The organism is Pseudomonas flexibilis (assembly GCF_000802425.1).
Taxonomy (GTDB): domain Bacteria; phylum Pseudomonadota; class Gammaproteobacteria; order Pseudomonadales; family Pseudomonadaceae; genus Serpens; species Serpens flexibilis.
The window spans coordinates 47,970-60,064 of record NZ_JRUD01000020.1 but is presented as its reverse complement, the minus strand read 5'-3'; the positions used below and the strand labels follow the sequence as shown (position 1 = coordinate 60,064).

The following is a 12,095-nucleotide window of genomic DNA, read 5'->3' as shown; positions in this document are numbered from 1 at the left end:
TCACGAGATGCAGCCTCCGCAGCAGCCGCCGGATTTCGCCCGCCGGCACCCCTGCAACAGGCCATCCGGTATGACCCGGAGCAAGGTAGCAGCCCGCCGGCGGAGCGCAAACCGCAAACTGCGGGACAGCACGCACACCCTCGGGCTGGGCAGCGTTCGGCAGCCTACCTACAATGCGTGTCTTTATTCAGCGGAGCGCGCGCCATGCGCACCTTTACCCTGCCAGCCAGCGACGGTGTTGCCCTCCAGGTCAATCAGTGGAGCGCGGACCAGCCGCCGCGCGCTGCGCTGCTGCTGATCCACGGCATGAGCGAACACGGCGCGCGCTATGCCGAACTTGGCCAGGCGCTGGCCGCGCGCGGCATTGCGCTCTACGCACCGGACCTGCGCGGCCACGGCGTTACCGGTCAGCGGCAGGGCCTGCTCGGCCATTACGCCGACCATGACGGCTGGCGGCGCGTCCTCGAGGATTTGCACCAGCTCGAACTGCACCTGCGCGCCTGCCATCCGCAGGTCCCATTGCTCCTGTTCGGCCACAGCATGGGCAGTTACCTGGCGCAGGCCTATCTGCTGCGTCATGGCGCAGGCTTCGCCGGCGCGGTGCTGTCCGGCTCCAACTACCAGTCGCCGGCGCTCTATCGGCTGGGACGCCTGGTCGCACGCCTGGAACGCTGGCGCCAGGGCCGGCATGGACGCAGCGCGCTGCTGGAATGGCTGACCTTCGGCGCCTTCAACAAGGCGTTCCGTCCCAACCGCACTCGCCATGACTGGCTGAGCCGCGACCCCGCCTCGGTCGACGCCTACCTGGCCGATCCGCTGTGCGGTTTTCGCTGCACCAACCAGTTGTGGATCGACCTGTTCGGCGGCCTGCTGGAGATCACGCCGGTGGCAAACCTGGCGCAAATCCCCCACGACCTGCCGCTGCTGGTGATCGGCGGCGAGCGTGACCCGGTCAGTGACGGACGGCGTCAGTTGGATCTTGTCGACGCGTTGCGCCGTGCCGGCCTGGAACGCGTCAGCGCTCAGCTCTACCCCGACGCCCGCCACGAACTGCTGCACGAAACGAACCGCGCGGATGTCATAGCCTTTTTGCTCGACTGGCTGGAGGCCGCCCTGGCCAACCGGCAGTCCTGCCACCCCAAGGAGATCGCATGACCCAACTCACCAATACTCCCTACGAGGCGCTCGAAGTCGGCCAGAAGGCCACGTACAGCAAGACCGTCGGTGAGAAGGACATCCAGCTGTTCGCCGCCATGTCCGGCGACCGCAACCCGGTGCACCTGGACGCGGAGTTCGCCGCCGGCACGATGTTCAAGGAGCGCATCGCCCATGGCATGTTCAGTGGCGCACTGATCAGCGCGGCAGTGGCCTGCACCCTGCCCGGCCCCGGCACCATCTACCTGGGCCAGACCATGAAGTTCACCCGCCCGGTGAAATTCGGCGACACCCTCACCGTGCAGCTGGAAATCCTCGAGAAACTGCCCAAGTTCCGCGTACGCATCGGCACCCGCGTGGTCAACCAGCGGGACGAGATCGTCGTCGACGGCGAGGCGGAGATCCTGGCCCCGCGCAGCCAGCAGACCGTGACCCTGCCGGAACTGCCGCCGATCAGCATCGGCTGACGGGTCGGTTACGCCGGGGTCAGCGTTCGGTCCCGGCTTCCTCCCCATGCAGGTCGGGCCGATCCGCCCCTTCGGCGGCCGGGTTGCCCGGCTGCATGGCCGGCGCTGCGGGAGGTCGATCCCGCTCCCCGTTCCCGTCGCCACAGGCTGCCAGGAGCAACCCCAGCAGCATCACGGCACCCCAGCGCATCTCTCGCATCACTTCCTCCCGCCTCGCGGCCGCCTGATCTTCCTGGTAACCGACAGGCTCCACGTGCTGAAATTCGCCCCGCGCGAACCCAACAGCCGCACAGCCTTCTAAAGGCGGGTATTCGTCAGCAAGGAAATCCGCCATGTTCCGGCCACTGTCCACCCTCTGCGGCCTCGCCCTCGCCCTGCCCCTGTTCGCCCAGAATGCCGAGCCCGAGATCATCCTCCACCAGGAGGGCCTGCAGATTGACGTCCAGCCGATGGGCAAACCGCTGCAGGCCTTGGACGGCGAATTGCTCGGGGTCCGGGCGGTCAAGGTGATCAACCATGGCGAACAGACCGTCGTCTGCGAGTTCCAGGTTCCGGCCGAAGTGCGCTCGACCACCCCACCGGTGCCTTTCCGGATCGCGCCCGGCGCCCAGGTGGTGGAGCGGGTGCCCGGCGATTACGCGCCCGGCCAGCCATACGCGGAGCTGCGCTGCAGCCACGCGCCCTGAGCCGCAGCTCGCCGCATACCCGGAACCTGCGCGCCGCCCTTCCGGTCCCCTGCTCAGCCCGTCCACGCAGCCCCGCAGGAGCGCTCATCATGGCAACCGGCGACCCACACCATGCGCAGCACACCCCGACCCAAGCCGAGCCGTCGCCCGCGGAGGAGACCCGCGGGAACGAAGAGCCCGGCGTAGCACCGGGCCGCGTCGGCGATCTGCGCCATCAGGGTGAGCGCCTGCACGACAAGGCCAGCGATGTGGGCCAGGGCACGCCGGGAAGAGGCGAGAAGCCCGAGGATGAACAATCCGGCCAGCCTCCGCAGGCCTGAGAATGCCCCCGGCTCGACCCGAACTGACGGCCCCGCGCACTTATTCGAAATCGCTATATCACTATGAGAATTCCGTATTTTCATAGCATATGGCTATCCCGCAGAATCCCCACCCAGACGGCCGCCTGGCCACTCCCGATTGCCCGCTTGCGCGAAGGACGTTTTCGATGCTCAAGAAACTGTTGCTGGCCACCGCCCTGTCCACCAGCCTGTTCGGCGCCACCGCCCAGGCGCAGACCCCGCCGCTGCTCAACGCGTCCTATGACGTGGCACGCGAACTGTTCGCCGAGATCAACCCGAAGTTCATCGAACACTGGAAGGCCACCACGGGCGAGGAGCCGAAGATCGACCAGTCCTTCGCCGGCACCTCCAAGCAGGCCCAGGACATCATCCAGGGCAAGAAGGTCGACGTGGTGACCTTCAACCAGGTGACCGACGTGGACATCCTCGCCAAGCGCCGCCTGCTCAACGAGGACTGGGCCACCGAGTTCCCCAACAACAGCTCGCCGTACTACAGCACCATCGGTTTCCTGGTGCGCGAGGGCAACCCGAAGAACATCCGGAGCTGGGATGACCTGATTCGCGACGACGTGAAGCTGGTGTTCCCCAACCCGAAGACCTCCGGCAACGCCCGCTACACCTACCTGGCGGCCTGGCTGTTCGCCAACGAGAAGTTCAACGGCGACCAGGCCAAGATCAAGGCCTTCGTCGGCAAGCTGCTGCACAACGTGGAGAACTTCCCCACCGGCGGCCGTGGCGCCACCGTGGCCTTCGCCCAGAACGGCCAGGGCGATGCGCTGCTGACCTTCGAGTCGGAAGTGATCAACATCGCCAACCATCCGGACTTCAAGGCCGGCAACTACCAGATCGTGATTCCGCCGGTGAGCGTGCTGGCCGAGTTCCCGGTGGCCATCGTCGACAAGGTGGTGGACCAGAAGGGCACCCGCAAGCTGGCCACCGAATACCTGAATTTCCAGTACACCCGGGACATCCAGCAACTGCTGACCCGCTACAACCTGCGCGTTCATCACCCCGAGGTGGTCAAGGCCACCGAGGCCCAGTTCGCCAAGGTTCGCCTGATCAACCCCACCGACGTGCTGGGTAGCTGGGACACCATCACCGAGACCCACTTCGGCCGCAACGGCGTGCTGGACCAGCTGCTGAGCCAGCGCCCCAACTGATGTCCCGCCTGCGCTAGACTGTGCCGCCCCCACCGGGCGGCACTGCCTTTGCGGCGGTTGTTTTCCGATCGACAAGCGATTTCCCGTGACCTTTCCGATTCCGCGCTTCTTTCATCAGGCACCCACCCTGCCGGGTTTCGGGCTGAGCTTCGGCATCAGCACCCTGTACCTGTCGCTGGTGATCCTCCTGCCCATCTCGGCACTGTTGCTGTACGTCAGTGACCTCACCTGGCTGGAATACTGGCGGGCGATCAGCGATCCGCGGGTGGTTTCCAGCTATGCGGTAACCCTGCAAGGCGCGCTGATCTCGTCCCTGGCCGCCCTGCTGATCGGCCTGCTGCTGGCCTGGATCATCGCCCGCTACGACTTCCCCGGCCGGCGGCTGGTGGATGCCCTGGTGGACCTGCCTTTCGCCCTGCCCACCTCGGTGGCCGGCCTGACCCTGGCCTTCCTGCTGGTGCCGGACGGCTGGATCGGCCAGTGGCTGGGCTTCAAGGTTTCCTATGCATTTCCCGGCATCGTGGTGGCCATGACTTTCACCAGCCTGCCGTTCGTGGTGCGCACCGTGCAGCCGGTGCTGCTGGAGCTGGGCAACGAGTTCGAGGAAGCCGCGCACACCCTGGGCGCCAGCAAGTGGCAGACCTTCTGGCACGTGATCCTGCCGATGCTGGTGCCGGCGCTGATCACCGGTGGCGCGCAATCCTTCGTGCGCAGCCTAGGCGAGTTCGGCGCGGTGGTGATGATCGCCGGCAACATGCCGTTCAAGACCGAAGTCAGTTCGCTGATGATCTTCGTGCGCCTGCAGGAATTCGACTATCCCGCCGCCGCGGCCATCGCCTCGGTGATCCTGCTGGCCTCCCTGATTCTGCTGTTCACCCTGCAGGTGGTGCAGAGTCGCGTCCTTCGTTGGCAGCGCAAGAAATGAAGAAGCCCCATTCCTGGCAGCAATGGCTGCTGATCGGCCTCGGCCTCGCCGTGGTCGCCCTGGTTCTGCTGGTACCGCTGGTGCTGATCTTCACCCGCGCGTTATCCGGCGGCTGGGACCTGCTGGTGCAGAACCTCTCCGAAGACTACATGCAGCACGCACTGATGCTCACCGTGCTGGTGGCCATCGCCACGGTGCCGATCAACCTGGTGTTCGGCATCTGCCTGGCCTGGTGCGTGACGCGCTACGACTTCCGCGGCCGCCGCCTGCTGTCGACGCTGATCGACATCCCCTATGCGGTCTCGCCGGTGGTCGCCGGCCTGTGCTACCTGGTGATCTACGGCATCGAGGGTTTCGTCGGCCAGTGGTTCTACGATCGTGACATCCAGCTGATGTTTGCCTGGCCGGGGATCGTCATGGTCACGGTGTTCGTCACCGCGCCCTATGTGGCGCGCATCCTGATTCCCACCATGCAGAGCCAGGGCGCCGAAGAGGAAACCGCCGCGCTGACCCTGGGCGCCAATGGCTGGCAGATCTTCCGCCATGTCACCCTGCCCAACATCAAGTGGGCGCTGCTCTACGGCGTGGTGGTGACCAACGCGCGGGCGGTGGGCGAATTCGGCGCGGTGTCGGTGGTGTCCGGCACCATCATGAACCAGACCCTGACCCTGCCGCTGCTGGTCGAGCAGTTGAACAACGACTACAAGACCGCCGCCGCCTTCACCGCCGCCGCGCTTCTGGCGTGCATGGCGCTGCTCACCCTGTTCCTGAAGACCTTCATGGAATGGCGCCAGCGCCAGGCGATGGCGCGGGCCGAGGCGGCCTGAACGGCGCCCGGCCCCTCTCCCATCAAGGGAGAGGGGAAGCGCGTCAGCGCCTGGCCTTGAAGAATTCCTTCAACACCGCCCCGCACTCCTCGGCCAGCACGCCGCCCTCGACGCGCACCCAGTGGTTGAGGAAGTTCTGCTCGAAGAAGCGCCCCTGGCTCACCGCCACCCCGGCGCGGGGCTCGCTGGCACCGTAGACCACGCGGGCGATGCGCGAATGCACGATCAGCCCGGCGCACATGCTGCAGGGTTCCAGCGTCACGTAGAGGGTCGTGCCCGGCAGGCGGTAGTTCTGCGCCGCCTCGGCGGCGGCGCGGATAGCGACCATTTCGGCATGGGCGCTGGGATCGTGACGGCTGATCGGCGCGTTGAAGCCACTGCCGACCACCTCACCATCGCGCACCAGCACCGCGCCGACCGGCACCTCCCCCTGCGCCGCGCCCAGGCGCGCCTGGTCCAGCGCCAGGCGCATGAAATACTCATCGCGCGAGCGGTCGATGACGGGGGTGAACTTGCTCATGGCGAATCCGGAAAAAGAAATTTCACATTGAAGCGGGATTAGACGTAGGACGGTCAGCGCCTTCCTGGCCGCCGTGCGGGGTCAATGGTGGACAGGAACAGCGTTGTCCACCCTACGCTTGAGGGACAGTCCGGACCAGCCCGGCAGCGGCCTTGAGGGAGCGAATTCATTCGCGAGCTCTTGGCGCGGCCGGGTAGGCGCGGCCGGCACAGGATTCCTCAGAACCCGTCGTCCTTCCATCGCCGGCCGCGCGTCTTGTCCATCGCCGGCAGGCCCTGTTGCAGCGCGGCCTTCGACAGCATGTGCGCACTCACGGGTGCGGTGATGAACAGGAACAGGGTGAGCAGCAGCTCATGCAGGCTCAAGCCCTGCTTCTGCACACTGAAGAAGATCACCGAGGCGATGATGATGCCGCCCACGCCGAGGGTGGTGGCCTTGGTCGGCGCGTGCAGACGGGTGAAGAAGTCCGGCAGGCGATAGAGGCCAATGGCGCCGACGAGCGCGAACAGGCTGCCCAGCAGCAAAAACGCGCAGATCAGCAATTCGATCCAGAAAGGCATGGTGTGTCCCTCAGTCAATCAGGTCGCCGTGCAGCAGGTGCTTGCCCACCGCCACGGTACCGACGAAGCCGAATACCGCGATGAGCAGCGCGGCTTCGAAGAAGATGTCCGATGCCAGCCAGATGCCAAACAGCACGATCAGCGCCAGACCGTTGATGTACAGGGTATCCAGGGCCAGCACCCGGTCGGGCACCGACGGCCCGCGCACCAGACGCAGCATGTTCAGCACCAGCGCCAGGCCGAGCAGGCCCATGCACAGCGGAATCACGTAGGCGAGCATTCGAATATCTCCAGCAGCGGGGCTTCGTAGCGGTGCTTCAGTTCCGCCACCAGCGCCTTGATGTCCGGGGCGTCCAGGGCATGCAGCAGCAGGGTCTTGCGGTCGGGTGTCAGCCCGGCGGAGACCGTTCCCGGAGTCAGGGAAATGATGCAGGCCAGGGTGGCTAGCAGGAACTCATCCTCGATGACCATCGGCACCTCGAGGAACGCCGGGTTCAGCCGTTCCTTCGGACCCAGCACCAGGCGCGCCACATGCAGGTTGGCGACCACGATGTCCCAGAACACCTTGAGCAGGAACAGGCACAGCTTCAGCGGCTTGCGCACGCGCGGCACGAAGATCAGGTAGCGGCGCAGCAGCAGCGGAATAACCCAGCCCAGGAACAGGCCGAGCAGCAGGTGACCGAGACTGAGCTGGTTGGTCAGCAGCAGCCAGACACCCGTGAGCAACAGGCTCAGCCCCGGATGGGGCAGCCAGGCGAAGCGCGTCATGCCTCACCTCCTTCAACAATGCGCAGATAAGGCGCCAGGTCCAGCAACTGTGCGGCGGCGGCATCCAGGTACGCCTGCAGCGGCTGCGCGACAATCACCAGCACCACGCTGGCCAGCAGCAGACCGGCCGTGGCGGCCAAGCGCAGCGGATCGGCCAGCGGCCCCTCGGCAGCCTGGCCGTTGTTGCGCCAGAACAGACGGTTGCCAGCCCGGCTGAGGGTGACGATCGACGCCAGGCCGGCGATCAGCAGGAGCGGCCAGAACTCCAGCGCGGTGGCGCCGGTGCCGGCCGAACGCAGCATCAGCAGCTTGCCGAGGAAACCGGACAACGGCGGCAGACCGGCCACCGCCAGCGCCCCGAAGAAGAACAGCCCCCCCAGCAGCATCGGCTGGCGCAGCATCGGACCGACCTGCAGCGCACCGGCCAGCTCGCCGCGCTGCCTGCCGAGCAGATCGGCCAGCAGGAACAACCCGCCGCATACCAGGGTGCTGTGCACCAGGTAGTAGAGACCGGCTCCCAGGCTGGCACGGCTGCCCAGGGCGAATACCGCCAGCAGGCTACCCACCGAGATCACCAACAGATAGGAAATCATCTCCTGCAGGCTGCGGGCGGCCAGCGCACCGATGGCACCCGCCGCGAGGGTCAGCAACGCCAGCCACCAGAGCCAGTCATGGGCATAGAAGGCCAGTTCGCCGGCCTCGCTGCCGAACACCAGGGTGAACACCCGCAGGATGGCGTACAGGCCGACCTTGGTCATGATCGCGAACAGTGCGGCGACCGGCGCGCTGGCTGCTGCGTAGGTGCGCGGCAGCCAGAAGTACAGCGGCAGGATGGCCGCCTTGAGGCCGAACACCACCAGCAGCAGGAAGCCGGCGGCGGCCACCAGCGGCGCGGTCTGCGAGTCGGCGCTGGCCACGCGGGCAGCCATGTCGGCCATGTTCAGGGTGCCGAGCAGGCCGTACAGGGTGCCGACGCCAATCAGGAAGAACGACGAACCCAGCAGGTTGAGCACCACGTAATGCATGCCCGCCCGCGCCCGTGCGGCGCCGTTGCCGTAGACCAGCAGGCCATAGGAGGCGATCAGCAGGATCTCGAAGAACACGAACAGGTTGAACAGGTCGCCGGTCAGGAACGCCCCGTTGATGCCCGCCAGCTGGAACTGGAACAGGGCATGGAAATTGGGCGCGCGCTCATCTTCGCCGGCACTGGCGTACAGCGCGGCGAAGCCGGCCAGCACAGCGGTGAGCAGCACCATCAGTGCGCTCAGGCGGTCGAGTAGCAGGATGATGCCGAACGGCGGGCGCCAGTCGCCCAGCGCATAGACGCGCAGCTCGCCGTCGCCGGCCAGCAGCACCAGCCAGGCGGTCACCGGAATCAGCGCCAGCGTTGCCAGCAACGACAGCGCACGCTTGAACGACTTGCCGCTGCGGTGCAGCAACATCAGCAGCGCACCGGCGAACAGCGGCAGCAGAATCGGCAGGATGATCGCGTGATTCATTGACGCGGCTCCTGTCCATCCACATGGTCGCTGCGCAGCTCACCCATGCCGCGCAGGGCCAGCACCAGCACGAAGGCGGTCATGGCGAAGCCGATGACGATGGCGGTCAGCACCAGCGCCTGGGGCAGCGGATCGGCGAATTCGGTGCTCTTGCCGATGACGGCCGGCGCGCCGGTGACCAGGCGTCCCATGGCGAACAGGAACAGGTTGACCGCATACGAGATCAGGGTCAGACCGAGCACCACGGGAAAGATGCGCGCCCGCAGCAGCAGGTAAACGCCGCTGGCGACCAGCACACCCAGGGTGATGGCATACAAAGCTTCCATATCAGAGCACTTCCTCGCATTCGGCCTGGCTCACGTGGCCGATGTTGGACAGGATCAGCAGCGTCGCCCCGACAACCGCCAGATAGACCCCCAGGTCAAAGAGCATGGCGGTCGCCAGTTCCAGCTCGCCGATGTACGGGATGTGGAAATGACCGAACGCCGAGGTGAGGAACGGATGGCCGAAGGCCCAGCTGCCCAGGCCGGTGAGCGCGGCGATCAGCACACCACCGCCGGCCACCGCGTGGTAGCTGAACGGCTGGCGCGACTCGGCCCAGGTCACGCCATGGGAGATGTACTGCAGCACGAGGGCCACCGCGGTGACCAGGCCGGCGATGAAGCCGCCGCCCGGCAGGTTGTGGCCGCGCAGGAAGATGAACACCGAGACCAGCAGCGCCAGGGGCATGATGGTGCGCGCCAGCACATCGAGGATCATCGGGTGGCTGTCGGTGGACCAGGGCTGGCCACGGTAGTCGCGGCGCGGATGCGGCAGGTGCAGGCCATGCAGCAGGCCGTAGATGCCCACGGCGGCAATGGCCAGCACGCTGATCTCGCCCAGGGTATCGAAGCCGCGGAAGTCCACCAGGATCACGTTGACCACGTTGGTCCCGCCGCCGCCGGGCACGCTGTTGGCCAGGAAGAAACCGGCGATGGTCTCGTAGGGACGGGTCAGCACGGCGAAGGCCAGCACCGCCACCAGGGTGCCCACCGCAACGGCCACCACCATGTCACGCAGGCCGCGCAGGCTGCTGGTTTCCACCTGGGTGCGCAGCGGCAGGAAGAACAGCGCCAGCAGCATCAGGATGATGCTCACCACCTCCACCGAAAGCTGGGTGAGCGCCAGGTCCGGAGCCGAGAAGCGAGCGAAGGTCAGCGATACCATCAGGCCCACCACGCTGATCATGGCCAGCGCGGTCAGGTAGCGCAGGTGGAAGACAACCGTCAGCGCCCCGGCGGCCAGCAGCACCAGCAGGCCCAGCGCGGTGACCGGATCCGGCGGGGTCATCTGCAGCTCGCCGCTCAGCACGCGCAGCGGCGACAGGGCCACCACCACCAGCAGCAGCGCCAGGGCCAGCACCCAGGTCAGGTAGCTCTGCAGCGAGCCGCTTTCCAGCGCGCGGGTCACCCGCCGGGCGACGTTGACCAGGCTGGTCATCGCACGGTCGAAGATCATCAGCGCGTTGAACGACGGCAAGCCGTCGAACCAGGCGTAGAGGGGCTTGCGTGCCGCGTACAAGGCCAAGCCGCCGAGCAGTGCCAAGGTGCTCATGGCCAGCGGCATGTTGAAGCCATGCCAGATCGACAGGCTGTACTCCGGCAGCAGGCCGTTGAGGCTGGCGCTGGCCGCCGAGGCCAGCAACGGGGCCACCGTCCAGGCCGGCAGCATGCCCACCACCAGGCACAGGAGCACGAGGATCTCCACCGGTATCTTCATGTAGCGCGGCGGCTCGTGGGGCGGGTACTTCGGCAGGTCGATGGGCTCACCGTTGAAGAACACGTCGTGGATGAAGCGCAGCGAATAGGCCACCGAAAACATCCCGGCCACGGTGGCCAGGGTCGGCACCAGCCAGTTGAAGCCGCCGAACAGGCTCTGGTGCAGGGTCTCGCCGAAGAACATTTCCTTGCTGAGGAAGCCGTTGAGCAACGGCACCCCGGCCATGGCCAGCGAGGCCACCATGGCCAGCACGGCGGTGTGCGGCATGTACTTCCACAGGCCGTTGATGCGCCGCATGTCGCGGGTACCGGTCTCGTGGTCGATGATGCCGGCGGCCATGAACAGCGACGCCTTGAAGGTGGCGTGGTTGATGATGTGGAAGATCGCCGCCACGTTGGCAAGCGGCGCATCCAGGCCGAACAGCAGGGTGATCAGGCCCAGGTGGCTGATGGTGGAATAGGCCAGCAGGCCCTTGAGGTCGGTCTGGAACAGCGCCAGCACCGCGCCCACCAGCAGGGTCGACAGGCCGGTCAGGCTGACCAGGTAGAACCACCAGTCGGAACCGGACAGCGCGGGGTACAGGCGTGCCAGCAGGAAGATGCCGGCCTTGACCATGGTCGCCGAGTGCAGGTACGCCGACACCGGCGTGGGCGCGGCCATGGCTCGCGGCAGCCAGAAATGGAACGGAAACTGCGCGGACTTGGTGAACACGCCCAGCAGCACCAGGATCAGCGCCAGCGGATACAGCGCATGCTCACGGATCAGATCGCCCGCGGCCAGCACGTCGCTCAGTTCGAAGCTGCCGACGATGTGGCCGATCAGCAGGATGCCGGCCAGCAGGGCGAAGCCGCCACCGGCGGTGATGGTCAGCGACATGCCGGCGCCCATGCGCGCGTCGCGGCGATGTGACCAGAAGCCGATCAGCAGGAAGCTGGACAGGCTGGTCATTTCCCAGAACACCAGCATCAGCAGCAGGTTCTCGGACAGCACCACGCCGAGCATGGCACCCATGAACAGCAGCAGGTAGGTGAAGAAGCGCCCGGCCGCTTCATGACGGCCCAGGTAGTAGTGCGCGTAGAGGATCACCAGCAGACCGATGCCGAGGATCATCAGCGCGAACAGGAAACCCAGCCCGTCCAGACGCAGGCTGAGATTGAGGCCCAGCTCGGTCAGCCAGGGCTGGTAGAGGATCAGCGCCTCGCCGGAAAACACCCGGCCGGCCTCACTGAGCAGCAGGCCGAAGGCGATCGCCGGCGCCAGGGCGGTGGCCAGCGCGCAGGCCAGACGGCCGCGCCCCTCGGCCAGGGTTGGCAGGAAGGCGCCAAGGAAAGGCAGTAGCAGAATAAGTGCCAGAATCATCCATCGCACCTCGTGAGTCGGTTGGTGATGTTTTCGACGCCCACGCAGAGCGAAACGGCAGCATTCTTAA

Annotated in this window: 15 protein-coding genes; 7 read left to right on the top strand and 8 right to left on the bottom strand. The window is 66.3% G+C overall.

The window, feature by feature from the left end; genetic code table 11:
- Nucleotides 1-204 precede the first annotated feature (204 nt).
- Nucleotides 205-1,155, top strand: coding sequence for an alpha/beta hydrolase (locus tag SF06_RS13335; protein ID WP_039562008.1), 951 nt, complete (start codon nucleotides 205-207; stop codon nucleotides 1,153-1,155).
- Complete coding sequence (locus tag SF06_RS13330) at nucleotides 1,152-1,622, top strand: MaoC family dehydratase (RefSeq protein ID WP_027590896.1); 471 nt, start codon at nucleotides 1,152-1,154, stop codon at nucleotides 1,620-1,622. The genes SF06_RS13335 and SF06_RS13330 overlap by 4 nt, the downstream gene beginning before the upstream one ends.
- A 19-nt stretch (nucleotides 1,623-1,641) precedes the next feature.
- Here SF06_RS13330 and SF06_RS13325 read toward each other — a convergent pair whose 3' ends face one another.
- A complete protein-coding gene (locus tag SF06_RS13325; RefSeq protein ID WP_039562007.1) occupies nucleotides 1,642-1,956 on the bottom strand; it encodes a hypothetical protein in 315 nt (104 codons plus the stop codon).
- Between SF06_RS13325 and SF06_RS13320 the strand changes: the two genes are divergently transcribed.
- From SF06_RS13320 to cysW, 5 genes are all read left to right on the top strand, one after another.
- Nucleotides 1,955-2,308: a hypothetical protein gene (locus tag SF06_RS13320; RefSeq protein ID WP_027590894.1), complete on the top strand. Its 354-nt coding sequence runs from the start codon at nucleotides 1,955-1,957 to the stop codon at nucleotides 2,306-2,308. The two genes, SF06_RS13325 and SF06_RS13320, sit on opposite strands and share 2 nt — an antisense overlap.
- An 89-nt stretch (nucleotides 2,309-2,397) precedes the next feature.
- A complete protein-coding gene (locus SF06_RS18365) occupies nucleotides 2,398-2,628 on the top strand; it encodes a hypothetical protein (RefSeq protein ID WP_076380906.1) in 231 nt (76 codons plus the stop codon).
- A gap of 167 nt (nucleotides 2,629-2,795) precedes the next feature.
- Nucleotides 2,796-3,809, top strand: coding sequence for a thiosulfate ABC transporter substrate-binding protein CysP (gene cysP / locus SF06_RS13310; RefSeq protein WP_039562004.1), 1,014 nt, complete (start codon nucleotides 2,796-2,798; stop codon nucleotides 3,807-3,809).
- Nucleotides 3,810-3,894: 85 nt separating this feature from the next.
- Entirely contained in the window at nucleotides 3,895-4,734 is an 840-nt protein-coding gene (cysT, locus tag SF06_RS13305; RefSeq protein ID WP_027590891.1) for a sulfate ABC transporter permease subunit CysT, read from the top strand.
- Complete coding sequence (gene cysW, locus SF06_RS13300; protein ID WP_039562002.1) at nucleotides 4,731-5,561, top strand: sulfate ABC transporter permease subunit CysW; 831 nt, start codon at nucleotides 4,731-4,733, stop codon at nucleotides 5,559-5,561. Before cysT ends, cysW begins: the two co-directional genes overlap by 4 nt.
- A 43-nt stretch (nucleotides 5,562-5,604) precedes the next feature.
- Here the strand turns inward: cysW and tadA are convergent, their stop codons facing one another.
- The 7 genes from tadA to SF06_RS13265 form a co-directional block, all read right to left on the bottom strand.
- Entirely contained in the window at nucleotides 5,605-6,081 is a 477-nt protein-coding gene (gene tadA / locus SF06_RS13295) for a tRNA adenosine(34) deaminase TadA (protein ID WP_039562000.1), read from the bottom strand.
- Between the two features lie 218 nt (nucleotides 6,082-6,299).
- Complete coding sequence (locus SF06_RS13290; RefSeq protein WP_039561997.1) at nucleotides 6,300-6,641, bottom strand: Na+/H+ antiporter subunit G; 342 nt, start codon at nucleotides 6,639-6,641, stop codon at nucleotides 6,300-6,302.
- A 10-nt stretch (nucleotides 6,642-6,651) separates the two neighbouring features.
- Nucleotides 6,652-6,921 (bottom strand): K+/H+ antiporter subunit F, encoded by a 270-nt coding sequence (locus SF06_RS13285; RefSeq protein ID WP_039561996.1) that lies wholly within the window; start codon nucleotides 6,919-6,921, stop codon nucleotides 6,652-6,654.
- Entirely contained in the window at nucleotides 6,906-7,409 is a 504-nt protein-coding gene (locus tag SF06_RS13280; protein ID WP_039561993.1) for a Na+/H+ antiporter subunit E, read from the bottom strand. The genes SF06_RS13285 and SF06_RS13280 overlap by 16 nt, the downstream gene beginning before the upstream one ends.
- Complete coding sequence (locus SF06_RS13275) at nucleotides 7,406-8,908, bottom strand: monovalent cation/H+ antiporter subunit D (protein WP_039561992.1); 1,503 nt, start codon at nucleotides 8,906-8,908, stop codon at nucleotides 7,406-7,408. The genes SF06_RS13280 and SF06_RS13275 overlap by 4 nt, the downstream gene beginning before the upstream one ends.
- Nucleotides 8,905-9,234 carry a Na+/H+ antiporter subunit C gene (locus SF06_RS13270; protein WP_039561990.1) on the bottom strand — a complete coding sequence of 110 codons (330 nt, stop codon included), beginning with the start codon at nucleotides 9,232-9,234 and terminating at the stop codon, nucleotides 8,905-8,907. Before SF06_RS13270 ends, SF06_RS13275 begins: the two co-directional genes overlap by 4 nt.
- A 1-nt stretch (nucleotide 9,235) precedes the next feature.
- Nucleotides 9,236-12,025, bottom strand: a complete 2,790-nt coding sequence (locus SF06_RS13265; RefSeq protein ID WP_039561989.1) for a monovalent cation/H+ antiporter subunit A — start codon at nucleotides 12,023-12,025, stop codon at nucleotides 9,236-9,238.
- Nucleotides 12,026-12,095: the final 70 nt, after the last annotated feature.

Bases quoted from the DNA above. Each gene is read 5' to 3' on its own strand.
- SF06_RS13335 (WP_039562008.1), top strand. From the start codon at position 205: ATGCGCACCTTTACCCTGCCAGCCAGCGACGGTGTTGCCCTCCAGGTC.
- SF06_RS13330 (WP_027590896.1), top strand. From the start codon at position 1,152: ATGACCCAACTCACCAATACTCCCTACGAGGCGCTCGAAGTCGGCCAG.
- SF06_RS13320 (WP_027590894.1), top strand. From the start codon at position 1,955: ATGTTCCGGCCACTGTCCACCCTCTGCGGCCTCGCCCTCGCCCTGCCC.
- SF06_RS13325 (WP_039562007.1), bottom strand. From the start codon at position 1,956: ATGGCGGATTTCCTTGCTGACGAATACCCGCCTTTAGAAGGCTGTGCG.
- SF06_RS18365 (WP_076380906.1), top strand. From the start codon at position 2,398: ATGGCAACCGGCGACCCACACCATGCGCAGCACACCCCGACCCAAGCC.
- cysP (WP_039562004.1), top strand. From the start codon at position 2,796: ATGCTCAAGAAACTGTTGCTGGCCACCGCCCTGTCCACCAGCCTGTTC.
- cysW (WP_039562002.1), top strand. From the start codon at position 4,731: ATGAAGAAGCCCCATTCCTGGCAGCAATGGCTGCTGATCGGCCTCGGC.
- tadA (WP_039562000.1), bottom strand. From the start codon at position 6,081: ATGAGCAAGTTCACCCCCGTCATCGACCGCTCGCGCGATGAGTATTTC.
- SF06_RS13290 (WP_039561997.1), bottom strand. From the start codon at position 6,641: ATGCCTTTCTGGATCGAATTGCTGATCTGCGCGTTTTTGCTGCTGGGC.
- SF06_RS13285 (WP_039561996.1), bottom strand. From the start codon at position 6,921: ATGCTCGCCTACGTGATTCCGCTGTGCATGGGCCTGCTCGGCCTGGCG.
- SF06_RS13280 (WP_039561993.1), bottom strand. From the start codon at position 7,409: ATGACGCGCTTCGCCTGGCTGCCCCATCCGGGGCTGAGCCTGTTGCTC.
- SF06_RS13275 (WP_039561992.1), bottom strand. From the start codon at position 8,908: ATGAATCACGCGATCATCCTGCCGATTCTGCTGCCGCTGTTCGCCGGT.
- SF06_RS13270 (WP_039561990.1), bottom strand. From the start codon at position 9,234: ATGGAAGCTTTGTATGCCATCACCCTGGGTGTGCTGGTCGCCAGCGGC.
- SF06_RS13265 (WP_039561989.1), bottom strand. From the start codon at position 12,025: ATGATTCTGGCACTTATTCTGCTACTGCCTTTCCTTGGCGCCTTCCTG.